17 protein-coding genes are annotated in these 15527 nt (G+C 66.7%); 14 read left to right on the forward strand and 3 right to left on the reverse strand.

Annotated elements, in window-relative coordinates; all coding sequences use genetic code 11:
- Positions 1–88: 88 nt before the first annotated feature.
- The 3 genes from A5691_RS00655 (at position 89) to A5691_RS00665 (ending at position 2701) form a co-directional block, all read left to right on the forward strand.
- Positions 89–1096, forward strand: a complete 1008-nt coding sequence (locus tag A5691_RS00655) for a Dyp-type peroxidase (protein WP_067891542.1) — start codon at positions 89–91, stop codon at positions 1094–1096.
- A complete protein-coding gene (locus tag A5691_RS00660) occupies positions 1096–1893 on the forward strand; it encodes a family 1 encapsulin nanocompartment shell protein (RefSeq protein ID WP_067302911.1) in 798 nt (265 codons plus the stop codon). The genes A5691_RS00655 and A5691_RS00660 overlap by 1 nt, the downstream gene beginning before the upstream one ends.
- Positions 1894–1960: 67 nt before the next feature.
- Complete coding sequence (locus tag A5691_RS00665; protein ID WP_067891539.1) at positions 1961–2701, forward strand: SDR family NAD(P)-dependent oxidoreductase; 741 nt, start codon at positions 1961–1963, stop codon at positions 2699–2701.
- A 14-nt stretch (positions 2702–2715) separates the two neighbouring features.
- Here A5691_RS00665 and A5691_RS00670 read toward each other — a convergent pair whose 3' ends face one another.
- Positions 2716–4419 carry an MOSC and FAD-binding oxidoreductase domain-containing protein gene (locus tag A5691_RS00670; protein ID WP_067891537.1) on the reverse strand — a complete coding sequence of 568 codons (1704 nt, stop codon included), beginning with the start codon at positions 4417–4419 and terminating at the stop codon, positions 2716–2718.
- Positions 4420–4635: 216 nt separating this feature from the next.
- Here A5691_RS00670 and A5691_RS00675 point away from each other — a divergent pair, with 216 nt between their 5' ends.
- The 8 genes from A5691_RS00675 (at position 4636) to A5691_RS00710 (ending at position 11240) form a co-directional block, all read left to right on the forward strand.
- The gene (locus tag A5691_RS00675; protein ID WP_067891532.1) at positions 4636–5508 is read left to right on the forward strand and encodes an alpha/beta fold hydrolase; all 873 of its coding nucleotides are present in this window, start codon (positions 4636–4638) and stop codon (positions 5506–5508) included.
- Positions 5509–5586: 78 nt separating this feature from the next.
- On the forward strand, positions 5587–6276 hold the full coding sequence (locus A5691_RS28465; RefSeq protein WP_067752323.1) for a TetR/AcrR family transcriptional regulator: 690 nt from the start codon (positions 5587–5589) through the stop codon (positions 6274–6276).
- Positions 6273–6947 (forward strand): TetR/AcrR family transcriptional regulator, encoded by a 675-nt coding sequence (locus A5691_RS28470; protein WP_067891529.1) that lies wholly within the window; start codon positions 6273–6275, stop codon positions 6945–6947. The genes A5691_RS28465 and A5691_RS28470 overlap by 4 nt, the downstream gene beginning before the upstream one ends.
- 154 nt (positions 6948–7101) lie before the next feature.
- Positions 7102–8025 carry a DUF427 domain-containing protein gene (locus A5691_RS00690; protein WP_082950076.1) on the forward strand — a complete coding sequence of 308 codons (924 nt, stop codon included), beginning with the start codon at positions 7102–7104 and terminating at the stop codon, positions 8023–8025.
- On the forward strand, positions 8025–8618 hold the full coding sequence (locus tag A5691_RS00695) for a TMEM175 family protein (protein ID WP_067752317.1): 594 nt from the start codon (positions 8025–8027) through the stop codon (positions 8616–8618). The genes A5691_RS00690 and A5691_RS00695 overlap by 1 nt, the downstream gene beginning before the upstream one ends.
- Positions 8619–8620: 2 nt before the next feature.
- Positions 8621–9301 (forward strand): haloacid dehalogenase type II, encoded by a 681-nt coding sequence (locus A5691_RS00700; RefSeq protein ID WP_067752314.1) that lies wholly within the window; start codon positions 8621–8623, stop codon positions 9299–9301.
- A 25-nt stretch (positions 9302–9326) separates the two neighbouring features.
- On the forward strand, positions 9327–10778 hold the full coding sequence (locus A5691_RS00705; protein WP_068017523.1) for an NAD(P)/FAD-dependent oxidoreductase: 1452 nt from the start codon (positions 9327–9329) through the stop codon (positions 10776–10778).
- Between the two features lie 3 nt (positions 10779–10781).
- Positions 10782–11240 (forward strand): cupin domain-containing protein, encoded by a 459-nt coding sequence (locus A5691_RS00710; RefSeq protein WP_067891519.1) that lies wholly within the window; start codon positions 10782–10784, stop codon positions 11238–11240.
- Here the strand turns inward: A5691_RS00710 and A5691_RS00715 are convergent.
- Positions 11234–11632, reverse strand: a complete 399-nt coding sequence (locus A5691_RS00715) for a VOC family protein (RefSeq protein WP_067891515.1) — start codon at positions 11630–11632, stop codon at positions 11234–11236. The two genes, A5691_RS00710 and A5691_RS00715, sit on opposite strands and share 7 nt — an antisense overlap.
- A 211-nt stretch (positions 11633–11843) precedes the next feature.
- Here A5691_RS00715 and A5691_RS00720 point away from each other — a divergent pair, with 211 nt between their 5' ends.
- The 3 genes from A5691_RS00720 to A5691_RS00730 all read left to right on the forward strand — a co-directional run bounded on the left by A5691_RS00720 (position 11844) and on the right by A5691_RS00730 (position 14834).
- Positions 11844–12311 carry a hypothetical protein gene (locus A5691_RS00720; protein WP_067752302.1) on the forward strand — a complete coding sequence of 156 codons (468 nt, stop codon included), beginning with the start codon at positions 11844–11846 and terminating at the stop codon, positions 12309–12311.
- Between the two features lie 254 nt (positions 12312–12565).
- Entirely contained in the window at positions 12566–13381 is an 816-nt protein-coding gene (locus A5691_RS00725) for a lysophospholipid acyltransferase family protein (RefSeq protein WP_067752299.1), read from the forward strand.
- Between the two features lie 73 nt (positions 13382–13454).
- Positions 13455–14834: a wax ester/triacylglycerol synthase family O-acyltransferase gene (locus A5691_RS00730; RefSeq protein ID WP_197694426.1), complete on the forward strand. Its 1380-nt coding sequence runs from the start codon at positions 13455–13457 to the stop codon at positions 14832–14834.
- On the opposite strand, the gene purQ is transcribed toward A5691_RS00730, so the two are convergent.
- Positions 14831–15527 (reverse strand): phosphoribosylformylglycinamidine synthase subunit PurQ (purQ, locus tag A5691_RS00735; RefSeq protein WP_369830449.1); only part of this gene is annotated, 697 nt, incomplete at its 5' end. The genes A5691_RS00730 and purQ overlap by 4 nt on opposite strands.

Consider the following 15527-nt stretch of genomic DNA (forward strand, 5'->3'; position numbering starts at 1 on the left):
CGCTCACCGTCGCCACGCTGGGCCCGATCGCGCGGCTCCTTGCTCGCGCACTTCCTGCGCTCACCGTCGCCACGCTAGGGTCAGCAGAGTGCCTCCCGTCCAGCCACAGCCCATCCTCGAGCCGTTGACGCCTGCGGCGGTCTTCCTGGTGGTGACCATCGATGACGGCGGAGAAGCGACGGTGCATGACGCGCTGCCCGACATTTCGGGGCTGGTGCGCGCAATCGGATTTCGTGAGCCGCCGAAACGGCTGTCGGCCATCACCTCCATCGGCTCGCGGGCCTGGGATCGCTTGTTCTCCGGGCCCCGCCCCGCAGAGTTGCACCCCTTCGTCGGACTGAACGGCCCCCGGCACACCGCCCCGGCCACGCCCGGGGACCTGCTGTTCCACATCCGGGCTGAAAGCCTGGATGTCTGCTTCGAATTGGCCGACCGCATCCTGCGGTCCATGGCCGGCGCGGTCACCGTCGTCGACGAGGTGCACGGATTCCGCTACTTCGACAACCGCGACCTGTTGGGCTTCGTCGACGGCACCGAAAACCCCGATGGCTCACTCGCCGCCAGCGCCACCACGATCGGCGCCGAGGATCCCGACTTCGAGGGCTCGTGCTACGTGCACGTGCAGAAGTATCTGCACGAGATGTCCTCGTGGAACGCCCTGTCGGTCGCCGAGCAGGAGCTGGTGATCGGCCGCACGAAGCTGGAGAACCTCGAGCTGGATGATGGGGAAAAGCCGGCCAACGCCCACATCGCGCTCAACGTCATCACCGACGCCGACGGCACGGAACTCAAGATCGTGCGGCACAACATGCCTTTCGGCCGACTCGGGAAGGGCGAGTACGGCACCTACTTCATCGGCTATTCCCGCACGCCGCAGGTGACTGAACAGATGCTGCGCAACATGTTCCTCGGCGATCCACCGGGCAACACCGACCGCATCCTCGAATTCTCCACCGCGGTCACCGGTGGCCTGTTCTTCTCGCCCACCGTCGACTTCCTCGACGATCCACCGCCGCTGCCCGCGGTACCGGTGACGGAAACGCTTGCCGTACAAGACGGCTCACTTTCGATCGGCAGCCTGAAAGGAACCACTTGATGAACAACCTCTACCGCGAGTTGGCACCGGTCACCGAAGCGGCGTGGAAAGAAATTGAAACCGAGGCGTCCCGGACCTTCAAACGCCACATCGCCGGACGCCGGGTTGTCGACGTCAGCGAGCCGGGCGGTCCGGTCACCGCGGCGGTCAGCACCGGCCGCCTGGTCGACGTGACGTCCCCGTCCGACGGCGTCGAGGCGCACCTCCGGGCGAGCAAACCCCTTGTCCGGCTGCGTGTTCCGTTCACTCTGTCCCGCTACGAGATCGACAACGTGGAGCGCGGGGCGCAGGACTCGGACTGGGACCCGGTCAAGGCCGCCGCCAAGAAGCTGGCGTTCGTCGAGGACCGCGCCATCTTCGAGGGCTACCCCGCGGCGTCGATCGACGGCATTCGCACCTGCAGCTCGAACAAGCCGCTGACCCTGCCGGCCGACCCCCGCGAGATTCCGGACGTCATCACGCAGGCGATCTCCGAACTCCGGCTGGCCGGCGTCGACGGTCCCTATTCGGTGCTGCTGTCCGCCGACGTCTACACGAAGGTCAGCGAAACCACCGAACACGGCTATCCGATCCTCGAGCACATCGACCGGCTGGTCCCCGGGGACATCATCTGGGCGCCGGCTATCGACGGTGCTTTCGTGCTCACCACCCGCGGCGGCGACTTCGATCTGCAGCTCGGGACCGATGTGTCGATCGGCTACACCAGCCATGATGCGGAGACCGTGCAGCTGTACCTGCAGGAGACGCTGACGTTCCTCTGCTACACCGCCGAGGCGTCGGTCCCGCTGAGCTCGTAGGAATAAATGCCGGCGGACCGCTGCTGTCGGGGAGGCAAGTGAACTTCTCTCCTGGAGGCAGGGTTCGATGGCAACAACAATGGCCGGGTCCACCGCTCTGGTGACCGGAGCCACGTCCGGCATCGGCCGCGAGGTTGCGTTACAACTCGCGGAACGCGGGGTGGAGGTCGTGGTGCACGGTCGCAGCTCCGAACGCGGCGCCAAGACGGTTCGCGATATCGAAAACGCCGGTGGTACAGCGCGTTTTGTCGCCGCCGACCTCAACGATGCCGACGACGTGCGGCGCCTTGCGGCCGAGGCGGGGCCGGTCGACATTTTGATCAACAATGCCGGAATCTACAAATTCGGAGCGACCACAGAGACTGATGACGCGGCGTTCGACGAGCACGTGAACGTGAATCTGCGCGCCCCTTACATCTTGGTCCAGCAGTTGGTGCCCGGAATGATCGAGCGTGGCGGCGGATCGGTGGTCAGCGTGAGCACCGTGGCGGCTTCGGTGCCGGCGAGCGGCGCCGGCATCTACGGCGCCACCAAGGCGGGCCTGGAATTGCTGACCCGCGTGTGGGCGGATGAGTTCGGGCCATCGGGGGTACGCGTGAACGCGGTCTCCGTCGGGCCGACCGACACTCCCGGAACCGCGGCGCTACCCGGCATGCTGGAGGCGGTGGCGGCCAGCACCGCGTTGGGCCGGCCGGCCGATCCGAGTGAAATCGCCAGCGTGGTCGTCTTTCTCAGCGCCGCCGGCGCCAGCTACGTCAACGGCGCCGTCATACCCGTGAGCGGCGGTCAGCGCGCGATCACCGCCTGAGGCAACGTTTTTCGCTACAGGTCGAGCACGAGATCGGTCTCCGGAGCCGCCGAGCAGATGAGCACCGTCCCCTGCTCGGGCGGCTCCAGGGGCTGCTGCACGTAGGTGGCGCTGCCGGAAACCACACCGGTGACGCAGACGTGACAGACGCCGCTTCGGCAGGAGAACCGGGTGGGCACGTCGCATGCTTCCGCCAGCTCCAGGATGCTTCCGTACGCGGACGACCAGGTGGCCGTCAGGCCGCTGCGCGCGAACGTGATTGGCGGGCCGGTCCCCGGGACCCCCGCCGGGGGATGCGGCGGTTTGCGCGGGGTGTCATCGACGATGCCGGGATTGATGGGCGGCAGGGCGCCGAATAGTTCGCTATGGATCCGCTCGGGCGCCAGACCGCCCGCGGCGAGTGCCTCGCGCATGTCGCTCATGAACTGGGTCGGGCCGCACAGGTATGCCGTGGCATCGGCCGGGATAGCCAGGGCCGCGATGGCCGGGCGGTCCAAGCGGCCTTGAGTTTGTGTGTAGAACACCGATTGCCGCGCACTCGGCAGAGCATCGACCAAACTAGCGACTTCCGATGCGAAAGCCTGCGTTTCGCGGTTGCGGACGGTGTGCAGCCACCAGATGTCACGGGTGCTGCCGGCCGCCGCGAGCGCGTGCAGCATGGCCAAGACGGGTGTAATGCCGATTCCCGCCGACATCAGCACCACCGGGCCGCCGCCGTCGGCGAGGCAGAAGTCGCCCCGTGGGGCGGCGGCCTCGACGACCGAGCCCGGCACGACGTGCTCGTGCAGCCACGAACTGACCAGACCATGCTCTTCGCGCTTGACGCTGATGCGGTAGTGGCCCGCCGCGGGGTCCCCGGAGAGGGAATAACTTCGCAGCGGCGCCGGCGTGCCGGCGCCGGGAATTCGCACGGTCAGATATTGCCCCGGAAGCGGCGCAGGCAGCGCGGAACGGTCGTCCGCCCGAAGCTCGATGGACATCACCTGTGGGCTTTCCCGGCGAATTCCACTGACCCGTAAGGGCCGAAACCCGGCCCATGCCGGCGTCGCACCCGGAGACACGGCCGCCGATCCCTGTGGTGCGTCGAGCATGTCCCGGAATGATTGCTGCCACCCGGGGCTGAGCGCGGGGACATCGACGATCTTGGGGAGCAGCCCGAGGTCACGGTCCGGCAGGTACAACAGCGCGTCGACGTCGGCGACGCTGAGTTGATGGCGACCACGGCGGGTCCGCACGATGTCGTCGCCGGCGCGGACCCGCCCCTCGGTGATCACCCGAAAGTAGAAGCCCGGACGACGTTGGGAGACAAGCAGGTTCGGCATCCTGGGTTCGTCCACGCGCATGCCGACCCGGAAGCAGGTGACGCGGGGCTGGGTGACCTCGAACTCGGCTTCGCCGATCCGGTAGCGGTCGCCGATGCACACCTCGTCGTCGGGCAGCCCGGTGATGGTGAAGTTCTCTCCGAAGTGGCCGGGCACGAGGTCGTCGCGACCCAGGTAGCTCTTCCAGAAGTCGTATGACTCGGTCTGATAGACCATGACGGCCCGTTGCTCGCCGCCGTGTCCGCCGAGATCGCCCTGACCGTCGCCGTCGATGTTCAGGCGACGCACCATGACCGGCCCTTCGACCGGTTTTTTCCAGATCCCGGTGTAGACGGTTTTGCCGTGCCACTCGACGTTGCGGGGCAGCCCCACGTTCACCGATATCAGTTTGCCCACCGGGCCACCTCCGCAGGCCCTGACTGGAGGGCTGGCTCACACTATGCCAGCCGGAAGACGACGGCAACACGAGGCGACGCCTCCGATATGCGCACCACGGCTGTTGCGCGGCGCACCGTCCGGTGCATACTGGGTTGCATAACCCAAAGTCCGGGATCAACGTGGCGTAGCTGAAATTCGCCGCTTCGGTCGAGGGCGAAATTAAGGAGTAGAGCCATGGCGGCTGTTCATCATCGCTATGCCACCGTCGACGGTCACCGCCTGTTCTTCCGCGAAGCGGGCCACTCGAGCGCTCCCGCGCTGGTGCTGTTGCACGGGTTTCCCACCAGCTCCTACATGTTCCGCCATCTGATCCCGGTGCTCGCCGACCGCTACCACGTCATCGCGCCGGATCACCTGGGCTTCGGGCTCTCCGACGCGCCGTCCGTCGACGAGTTCGACTACACCTTCGACGCGCTGACCGACCTCACTGCCGCACTGCTGCGCGCCGTCGACGTCGACCGGTACGCGATGTACGTCCAGGACTACGGCGCGCCGATCGGCTGGCGGCTGGCGCTGCGCGACCCGTCGTCGATCACCGCGATCATCACCCAGAACGGTAACGGCTACGACGCGGGATTCGTCGACAGTTTCTGGAAGATCGTGCGGGCTTACCAAAGCGAACAAACGCCCGAGACCGAGGCCGCGGTCCGGCAGTTCCTCACGCTGGATGCCACTCGATGGCAATACGTCACCGGCGTTGCCGATGAGACGCTCGTCGACCCCGAATCGTGGCACCACGATTACGCGCTCATATCGCGACCGGGCAATGACCTGGTGCAGCTGAAACTGTTACGAGACTACGCAACCAACGCGCCGCTCTACCCGCGCCTGCATGCGTACTTCCGCGCCAGCCAGGTGCCGCTGCTGGCGGTGTGGGGCCGTGGCGACGAGATCTTCGGCCCGGCCGGCGCCCAGGCGTTCGCCGACGACCTCCCCAATGCCGAGATCCGCCTGCTCGACGGCGGACACTTCCTGCTCGAGTCCGCACTCGACGAGGTAGCCGAACTGATCGGAGGCTTCCTCGCCAGGGCCGACATGGCTGCCTGACCGAACGCGCCGACGGCCCGGGGCATCAATGGGTTGGATATCCCATAGTTCGGGGCGGCCGCGGGTTAGCCTGACGCGATGGCCCATCCCGATGTTCGCGACGAACAACGGTTGACCGCCAAGGGGCGTGCCACCCGGGATCGCATCGTGGAAGCGGCCGCCCGACTGATCGTCACCGAGGGCCTGTCGGCTGCGAACATGGAGAACGTCCGCAGGGCGGCGTCGGTCAGCGGATCCCAGCTTGCCCACTATTTCGCCGACAAGGCCGCACTGATCCGCGCGGTCATCCGACGCCAGATCGGCGTGGTTCTCGACTTTCACCGCCAACCCGGGCTGGGAGGCCTGACAACGTTCGACGACTTCGAGCGGTGGGGCGATCTCAACATGCGATACCTCAGGCGCATCGGGTATTTCGGCACGCCTACCTACCACGCTCTCGCGGCCCAAGTGGCGAAGTCGGACGAGCCGACGCGGGAGACGCTGGCCACCGGCTATGGGCAGTGGATCGACCTGCTGGAGGCAGCGATCCGGCGGATGAAAGATAACGGCGTCTTGGTCGCCAACGCCGACCCGAGACGGTTGGCGATGGTCATCGTCGCCGCCCATCAGGGCGGTGGCACCCTGGCCTTCACCTACCGCGCGGAATGGCCGCACGCCGACGCGGTGCGCTTCGCGATCAACTACCTCCGCACCTTCGCCACCGATCCGAACGAGCGAGCCCCTCGCCCGGCGCGGCGCACCCGGCGCCGAGCGAGGACCGCCACGTGAACGCCGAAAGTCCGGGACGATTCACGCGCAAGGGACTGGCGACTCGCGCGCGCATCATCGACGCCGCCGCGCGAATCATGTTCGAGCGGGGCGTCGCCAACACCAGCATCGACCAGGTACGGCGAGCGGCCGGAGTGGGCGGGTCACAGATCGGGCACTACTTCCGGGACAAACGCGATCTGATCCGTCAGGTCGTTGCCACCCGCCGCGAGGACGTGCGGGCCTTCCACACCCAGCCACCGCTGGGCGCCCTCGACAGCTTCGCCGCCCTGCAGGCCTGGGCCGACGCCTGCGTCGCCGCCGTCGACACCGTGTACCGGGTGGGCGGTTGCGTGTACGGCTCCTTGGCGGGCGAATTGATCGATTCCGACGACGAAATTCACGACGATCTCTCCGCCGGTTATGACCTGTGGATCGAGTTGTTCGAGACCGGTCTTGCGGCGATGCGCCGGCGCGGCGACCTACGGCCCGACGCCGATCCGCGGCACCTGGCGGTGTCGTTGGTCGTCGCGCACCAGGGCGGCGCCATGCTGACATATGCCACCGGCGATGCGGAACCGCTGCGCGCCGCCGTCAACGCCGCCGTCGACTACGTCCGCTCCTTCGGAACGCGGAAGCCGAAGAGCCGAGCCGCTTCGAAGCGGCGCCGGGGCCAATCCCGATCCGAATGAGGTCACCTCGCCGCTGGACAGAATGGGATGTTTGGCCCATAATAACTGGGTTGATTGGCCCAGTACGTCGTTGCGGCTCACGGTTCCAATGGATGCCCCTGTGACGCGGGGAGATTAGCTGTCTCAGGGGTGTCGCTGAAAAGAGGGGATGGAGATGGGGCTGGCATGGCAGCAGGGTCCGCTCGCCACGGGATCGGTCGGTCACTTTCTGACTGAACAGCCGTTGCCGGCGCGGCTCTTGTACGTCGAACCGCTGAGGAGGCGCATGCGAGTTCGCCTCGCCGACACATGGGTTGCCGACAGCCAAGACGTGATCCTGTTGCACGAGCCGGGGCGTTATCCGGTCGCCTACTTCCCGCGCAGTGATATCGAGGCCGGGGCCCTGGTGGCCGAGGAAAGGCTCACCCAGCACCAGGACCTAGGCGACACCCGGTGGTTCACCGTCAAAGTCGCGGAGCGAGAGGCGACCCGTGCGGCGTGGCAGCACACCGCGCTGCCGCCGCACGCTTCGGTACTCGACGGGCACCTCGCATTCGCTTGGCGTGCCATGGACGCTTTCTACGAAGAGAACGAGCGGATCGTCGGGCACGCTGCCGATGCCTATCATCGGATCGATATCCGTTCCACTTCAAGGCATCTCATCGCTCGTAGCAGCGACCGAGTGATTGCCGATACCAAGCACCCACTAGCTTTGTACGAATCCGGATTCGCTCCACGCTGGTACGTGCCCCGCGAGGACGTCGACGAATCTGCCCTCGAACTGGTTGACACGCAGACCTTTTGCCCATACAAGGGGATCTGCTCCTACTACGATATCGGCGACCGCAAGCGGGCGGCGTGGTCGTATCGAAACGCCTGGCGCGAGGTGATACGAGTTGGCGATCTGGTGTCCTTCGAACCGGACAAGATCGACGTCTACCTCGACGGCAAACAGTTGCGGCTCGAGCCCGGCCAGACCGTCATTCCACACGGCGTCGACCGGGGGCTCGACATCGAAGAGGTCTCGGATTTTCACGGTGCCGAGGGCAATGTCGGGGTAGTGCAGGAACGAAACCACCAATCGTCCGGGCAGGCGTAGTGGTCGGGCGGAGAACCAGTCCGGATCGGGTAGGAGCGTTCTCCGACGGCGTTTTCGCGGTGCTGATCACGATCTTGGTGCTCGAGCTCAAGCCGCCCGCCGCGGCCAGCTTCAGCGCCTTGCTACCACTGTGGCCCACCGGCCTGAGTTATGTCGTCAGCTATTTCTTCATCGCCATCGTATGGGTCAACCATCATCACCTGTTCGGCTATGCGGAGCTGGCGACGCCGCGGCTGGTGTGGTCGAATTTCGCCCACCTATTTTCCGTATCCCTCCTCCCGATCACCACCGAGTGGATCGCCGACAGCAGGCTCGCCGCTGCGCCCGTGGCGTTGTACGCGTTCGTCTTCGTTCTGGTCAACGTCACCTATCTGGCGCTGTGCCGGGAAGTGATCGATCGGCCGGCCCACGAAGGCCCCACCGACCGGATGCGTAGGTTGATGCGGATGAGGTCATTCATCACGGTCGGCGTTTTCACGACGGCCGGGGTGACCGCCCTCTGGTGGCCGTTGCTGGGAATGACATTGATTTGCGTTTGTCTGATCGGGTATTTACGACCGGATGTTCCCAATCCGAAGAAGATCGAGGTTTGACCATGCCCGTGCCCTCCGTCCTGGTTTTCGACGTCAACGAAACGTTGGTCGACATCGAGTCACTCGCACCGCTTTTCACCGAGCTGTTCGGCGATGAACGGGTGCTCCGCGAGTGGTTCGCCCAGCTGGTCATGTATTCGATGTCCGCGACGTTGGCGGATAGTTATGTGGACTTCTCCACGCTGGCCCAAGGTGTGTTCCGTATGGTCGGCGATATCCACGGCGTGGCCGTCTCCGACGATGACGCGCACCGGCTGAAGAACGGCTTGCTCACCATGCCGGCCCACCCGGATGCGGCGGAGGGGCTCACCATGTTGAAAGACAACGGTTTTCGTCTGGTCACCCTGACCAATTCGCCGCCCAACCCGGATGGTCCTACGGCGCTGCAGAGTTCCGGGCTGGCCGAATTCTTCGAACACCAATTGAGTGTCGATGCCTGCCGCGCCTTCAAGCCGTCGCCCACCGTGTACCGGTATGCGTGCGAGACGCTCGGAGTGGCCCCGGCTGACTGCATGATGGTGGCCGCCCACGTATGGGACACCCTCGGCGCCCAGAGTGTCGGCTTCGGCGGGGCGCTCATCGCGCGGCCCGGCAATCCGCCGCTGCCCGTCGACGGACTGCCCCAACCGGACCTGGTGGCGGGCGACCTGCGCCAGCTGGCCGCGCAGCTGATCGACCACTGAGGACAACCGGGGAGGACCACGAACGATGGCACACGAAGAGTCGGGCTATGACGTCGTTGTGCTCGGCGCCGGGCCGATCGGGCAGAACGCCGCAGAGCGCGCCCGGGCCGCAGGCCTGAGTGTCGCCATAGTCGAGCGCGAACTCGTCGGCGGCGAGTGTTCCTACTGGGCCTGCGTGCCCAGTAAAGCCTTGCTGCGTCCGGTGATTGCCATCTCGGAGGCCCGCCAAGTCGACGGCGCGCGGGAGGCGGTCAGCGGGTCCATCGGCATTCCGGGGGTCTTCGGCCGCCGCAACCGCTACGTCACCGACTGGGACGACACCGGCCAGGCCGGCTGGGTGGGTGGAATCGGCGCCACCCTGGTGCGCGGCCATGGCCGGTTGGACGGCGCCCGGCGAGTCGCGGTCACCGCGTCCGACGGGGCGACGTCCGTGCTGACCGCGCGGCACGCCGTCGTGATCTGCACCGGAAGCCGGCCCCTCTTGCCCGACTTGCCCGGCATCGACGAGGCGAGGCCGTGGACCAACCGCCAAGCCACCGAAAGCAGTTCGGTCCCCGAGCGGCTCGCGGTGGTGGGCGCCGGCGGCGTAGGCGTCGAAATGGCGACTGCGTGGCGCGGATTGGGATCTCAGGTGACCCTCCTTGCGCGGGGCTCGGGTCTGCTGCCGCGGATGGAGCCCTTCGTCGGTGAACTCATCGGCCGTGGCCTCGCCGATGCGGGCGTGGACGTGCGCGTCGGCGTATCGGTGCGCACGCTGCGCCGGCCCGAGGGCGCGGAGGTGACCCTCGAATTGGACGATGGCTCCGAATTGGTGGTCAGCGAAGTGCTTTTCGCGACGGGTCGCGCACCGCTCACCGATGACATCGGCCTGCACACCGTGGGGCTGACGCCCGGCGACTGGCTCGACGTCGACGACACCTGCCAAGTACGGGCCATCGAAGACGGTTGGCTCTACGCCGCGGGCGACGTCAATCACCGGGCCCTGCTGACCCATCAGGGGAAGTACCAGGGTCGCATTGCCGGAGCGGCCATCGGAGCGCGGGCCGCGGGCGCCCGGTTGGACACCGCACCGTGGGGCCGGCACGCAACCACCGCCGACCATTACGCTGTGCCGCAGGCCTTCTTCACCGTGCCCGAAGCCGCCGCCGTCGGCCTGACGGCCAGGCAAGCCGAACAGGCCGGGTACCGGCTGCGCACCGTCGATGTGCAGATCGGCGACGTCGTGACGGGGGCCAAGCTCTATGCGGACGGGTACGCCGGGCGCGCACGGATGGTGGTGGACCTCGACCGTGGGCGTTTGCTCGGGGTCACGCTGGTTGGGCCGGGAGTCACCGAGATGCTCCACTCCGCCACCATCGCCGTCGCGGGCGAGGTGCCCATCGACCGGTTGTGGCACGCGGTGCCCTGCTTCCCCACGGTCAGCGAGCTGTGGCTGCGGCTCCTCGAGGCGTATCGGGATGCGTCGGACCATAATTGACGCATGGCTACCGCAGATGGATTCCACCCAGACTTCGACGAGGCAACACCGGAAGCGACCCACAACCGGGTGCACCACGTCAGGGGTGCGGACATCAGCTCCGACACCGCGCAATCGGAGGGACTGCGCCGCTTCGCCGCGCTCAGCGGAACGTCAGTCGGCGCCGAAAAGCTCTGGATGGGCGAGACGCACGCGTCACCGTCGACCGTCTCGTCCAACCACCATCACGGCGACTCGGAAACCGCCATCTACGTGCGCAGCGGCCACCCGGAATTCGTCTTTCACGACGGCGCGCAAGAGGTGAGGATCTCGACCTCACCCGGCGACTACGTCTTCATCCCGCCGTATCTGCCGCACCGAGAGGAAAACCCCGACCCGAACACGCCCGCGGAGGTGGTGATCGCGCGCAGCACCCAAGAGGCGGTCGTGGTGAACCTGCCGGCGTTGTATCCCCTTCAGTAAACCGCGATTTCGACCAGGTTGCCGTCGACGTCGCGGCAGTAGTGGGAGATCATCGGACCCAGGGCCCCCGTCCTGGTCACCGGTCCCGCAACGATCTCCGCCCCACATCGCACGAGGTGGGCATGCACCTCGCCCGGGCTGCAACGAGTGATGAAGCACAAGTCCTCGGACCCGGCCGCTTCGACCGAACCGGTGACCCACTCGGGATCGTCCCCCAGCGCCCCGACGGGCCGCAGGTTCAGTTTCTGGTCCCCGAACCGCAGCGCGATTCGGTTGGACGGCCCGAACGTTTCCCGCCGCATCCCGAGGACCCGCTCGTACCACGCGGCCGTGTCCTCGACGTCTCGGCAGTTCAGCACCACATGGTCGATCCGTTCCACGATGAGCTCCATGTTCGGCCCTCCCCTACGGCTGAGCGAAAACCATTTGGCACCAGACTAATCCGACTCGCCCGGCGCCGTGATCGTCGAGCGGCGTCTGCCCGCTGACATCGTCGGCCGATGGAACCTTTCCCCATTCACTCAGCCAATTCTCAACAGATTCTTCGGCGACTCATGGCTTGTCTCCCAGCATCCGCAAAGCCACTGGCCGCAGCATGTTTTCATGACGAACGAGCCGATGTGCGCGAACCTGGTCGAACGGTACCTGCGCGTCCGCGGGCGCCGCTATTTCCGTGGCCATCATGATCGCGAATACTTCTTCGTCACCAGCGCCCACCCGCGGCGCCTGCACGTCCATCTCGAGATCTCGCCCGCGCACGGCGATGTGCTGATCATTCGGGTGACTCCCGGCTGCTTCTTCCCCGCCACCGAGCGGCCCTGGCTGGTGCACTTCTCGGACACCTGGAACCGCCAGGATCGGGAGGTGACCGCGATCGTGCACGGGTCGTCCGATCCGCAGCGCATCGGCGTGGTGGCGCGCAGGTCGCACTGGATTCGACGGAGCGTCTCGTTTGACGATTTCGCCGCCTTCGTCGACCACACCATTGCGGATGCGACCGAGTTGTTCGACGCTCTGAGCCCCGCCGTCGAACTGCCGACGGCGCATCCGTTGTTGCGGGACGCGGGCTGATCCTGCCGGACAGGTCGTCACCCCAACGGGGCGGCGAGCGGCGTCCCCGCTCTGCGCCGATGAGCCGGCGAGCCCGAAAATCCGAGTGCAAACGGACGTTAGGCGCGCGTCCCCGCCGCGGCCAAACCGCTCAGCAAACGGATATGACATTCTCTTTTTCGGAGAGTATTATATGCTCAACAGGCACGGGGTTTGAGATCTGCGTCACATCGGCAATCAATGCCAAACAGCACTGACACGGACGGCGGGGAGCCATGGCGGGTAGCGGCGTTGAGGTGGCCGACAACCACGAGACCACCAAATGGGATCCGGCCTTCACCGAGCAGGTCAGCAAGGCCCTCGGACCGGTCATCAAGCGGTGGTATCGCGCCGAGGTGCGCAACATCGACAACGTCCCGCCGTCGGGCGGCGCGCTGGTGGTGTCCAACCACTCGGGCGGCATGCTGACGCCCGACGTGCTGATCTTCTCCCCGGCCTTTTACGAGAAGTTCGGCTACGACCGCCCCGTCTACACCCTGGGCCACTACGGCATTTTCATGGGACCCTTAGATGGCTGGCTTCGCCGCCTCGGGGTCATCGAGGCCAGCCGTGAAAACGCCGCCGCCGCGCTGCACTCGGGCGCGGTGGTGCTGGTGTTCCCGGGCGGCGACTACGACTCCTACCGGCCCACCTTCAGCGCCAACACCATCGACTTCAACGGCCGCACCGGCTACGTGCGGACCGCCATCGAGGCCGGGGTGCCAATCGTGCCTACCGTGTCGATCGGGGGCCAGGAGACTCAGCTCTTCTTGACCCGCGGAAACTGGCTGGCGCGCAAGTTGGGGCTGACCAGGGCGCGCATGGACATTCTGCCGGTGAGCTTCGGATTCCCCTTCGGACTCAGTGTCATCTTCCCGCCGAACCTGCCACTGCCGGCCAAGATCGTCACCGAAGTACTCAAACCGATCGACGTCACGGCCCAATTCGGCGACGATCCCGACATCGACGAAGTCGACGCCTACGTGCGCGGGGTGATGGAGTCGGCCCTCCAGCGATTGGCCGGTCAACGCAAGCTGCCCATCCTAGGCTGACCGACCGCGACTCGAGGTTCGACATCATGCGAAATCCGCTGCAGCGCAACTTGATTGTCCGGCAGGGTGGCGCGTGAAAAGGTTGAACGGCATGGACGCCATGCTGCTCTACAGTGAGACACCGAACCTCCACACTCACACATTGAAAGTGGCGGTCATCGACCCCGCTGACTCCGACTTCGGTTTCGAGGCGTTCCGCCGCCACGTGCGACGCCGGCTGCACCTGCTGGAACCGTTGCGCTACAAGCTCGTCGACATTCCCTGGCAGCTGCATCACCCGATGTGGCAGGAGGACTGCGCGGTCGACCTCGACTACCACCTCCGGCGGGTGCAGGTGCCCGCGCCCGGCGGGCGGCTAGAACTCGATCAGACGATCGGCCAGGTCGCCTCGATGCCGCTGGACCGCAGCCGCCCGCTGTGGGAATTCCACTTCGCCGAGGGACTGGCCGGGGGAAGGTACGCCCTGATCGGCAAGGTCCATCACGCGCTGGCCGACGGTGTGGCCTCCGTCAACCTCTTGGCGCGCGCCATGGATCTCGAGGACGGGCCGACCGACGAGCGGGACAACGACGAAGCGGGCGTCACCGCGTCGCCCGCCGACCTGCTGCGATCTGCCGCCCGCGACCACGCGCGGCAGATCGCCGAGCTCCCCGGGCTGCTGAGGGATGCCGCCACCGGGTTGACGCGGGTCCGCCGCCGATCCAGAGAACGGGGTGCCCACCCGGATCTGGCCGAGGCCTTCGACGCTCCACCGACCTTCCTGAATCACGTCGTGTCGCCCGTGCGGCGGTTCGCCAGCACGACGCTGCCGCTGGCCGAAGCCAAGGCGACCGCCAAGGCGCTGGGCATCACCCTCAACGACCTGATACTGGCCACGGCGGCCGGCGGCCTGCGCACACTGTTGCTGGCCTACGACGGCGCGGCCGACCGGCCGCTCATCGCGTCGGTGCCGACGGCCACCGACAAGTCGGACCGCATCACCGGAAACGAGATCAGCGGTCTGATGATTTCGTTGCCGGTGCACGTCGCCGATCCCGCCGAACGGGCACGGCTGGTGGCGCTGGCGACCCGAATCGCCAAGGAAGACCACGAGATCCTCGGCCCCGAGCTTTACGGCCGGCTGATGGCCTATCTGCCGACCGCGTTCGCTCCGGCCGCATTCCGGTGGCTGGGGCGGCGCGACGCACCCAACAAGCTGATGAACGTCGCGGTCTCCAGCGTGGTGGGCCCGCGCGAGCGCGGACACTTCGGCGGCGCGACGGTCACCGAGATCTACTCGACCGGGGTGCTATCACCGGGCGCCCCGGTCAACATCACCGTGTGGAGCTATGTCGACCAGCTGGGCGTCGCCGTGCTCACCGATGACCGGACGTTTGACGACCCGCACGAGGCGACCGACGCCATCTGCGCATCGTTCGCCGAATTGCGCTCCGCGGCAGGCGTTTCCGCCTAGACCGACAGCGCCGCGTCCAATACCGAATAAAACAGGCCCAAGCCGTCGTCGGACGGCCCCGTCAACGCTTCGATGGCGTGCTCGGGATGCGGCATCAGTCCGACCACGCGACCGTTGGCGGAACTGACGCCGGCGATGTCATGCAGCGAGCCGTTGGGGTTGTCGTGGTAGCGGAACACCACCCGGCCCTCGCCCTCGAGCTCCTCGACGACGTCGGCGGGCGCCACGTAGCGGCCTTCGCCGGACTTCAGCGGCACCAGTAAGTCCGCATCGGGCTCGAAACGCGACGTCCAGGCCGTCGACGTCGACGCCACGCGCAACCACACATCGCGGCAGACGAAGTGCAAACCGACGTTGCGGGTCAGGGCCCCCGGCAACAGCCCCGCCTCGCAGAGCACCTGAAACCCGTTGCAAATGCCCAACACCGGCATGCCGCGGTTTGCGGCGGCCACAACTTCGCCCATCACCGGGGCGAACCTGGCGATCGCCCCCGCGCGCAGGTAGTCGCCGTAGGAGAAACCGCCGGGCACCACCACGGCGTCGACGCCGCCCGGGCGGCGCGGCGTGTCGGTGCCGAGGCCGTCAGCCTGTGGCACGCCGACGCCGACCTCAAGGGCGTCGACGCCGTGGTGGTGCCCGGCGGTTTCTCCTACGGCGACTACCTGCGCGCGGGGGCGATCGCCACGACCCTGC

This window comes from Mycobacterium sp. E183 (assembly GCF_001667735.1).
GTDB lineage: Bacteria > Actinomycetota > Actinomycetes > Mycobacteriales > Mycobacteriaceae > Mycobacterium.

Coding starts and splice junctions, on each gene's coding strand:
- A5691_RS00660 (WP_067302911.1), top strand. CDS start 1,096: ATGAACAACCTCTACCGCGAGTTGGCACCGGTCACCGAAGCGGCGTGG.
- A5691_RS00665 (WP_067891539.1), top strand. CDS start 1,961: ATGGCAACAACAATGGCCGGGTCCACCGCTCTGGTGACCGGAGCCACG.
- A5691_RS00675 (WP_067891532.1), top strand. CDS start 4,636: ATGGCGGCTGTTCATCATCGCTATGCCACCGTCGACGGTCACCGCCTG.
- A5691_RS28465 (WP_067752323.1), top strand. CDS start 5,587: ATGGCCCATCCCGATGTTCGCGACGAACAACGGTTGACCGCCAAGGGG.
- A5691_RS00690 (WP_082950076.1), top strand. CDS start 7,102: ATGGGGCTGGCATGGCAGCAGGGTCCGCTCGCCACGGGATCGGTCGGT.
- A5691_RS00700 (WP_067752314.1), top strand. CDS start 8,621: ATGCCCGTGCCCTCCGTCCTGGTTTTCGACGTCAACGAAACGTTGGTC.
- A5691_RS00705 (WP_068017523.1), top strand. CDS start 9,327: ATGGCACACGAAGAGTCGGGCTATGACGTCGTTGTGCTCGGCGCCGGG.
- A5691_RS00710 (WP_067891519.1), top strand. CDS start 10,782: ATGGCTACCGCAGATGGATTCCACCCAGACTTCGACGAGGCAACACCG.
- A5691_RS00715 (WP_067891515.1), bottom strand. CDS start 11,632: ATGGAGCTCATCGTGGAACGGATCGACCATGTGGTGCTGAACTGCCGA.
- A5691_RS00720 (WP_067752302.1), top strand. CDS start 11,844: ATGACGAACGAGCCGATGTGCGCGAACCTGGTCGAACGGTACCTGCGC.
- A5691_RS00725 (WP_067752299.1), top strand. CDS start 12,566: ATGGCGGGTAGCGGCGTTGAGGTGGCCGACAACCACGAGACCACCAAA.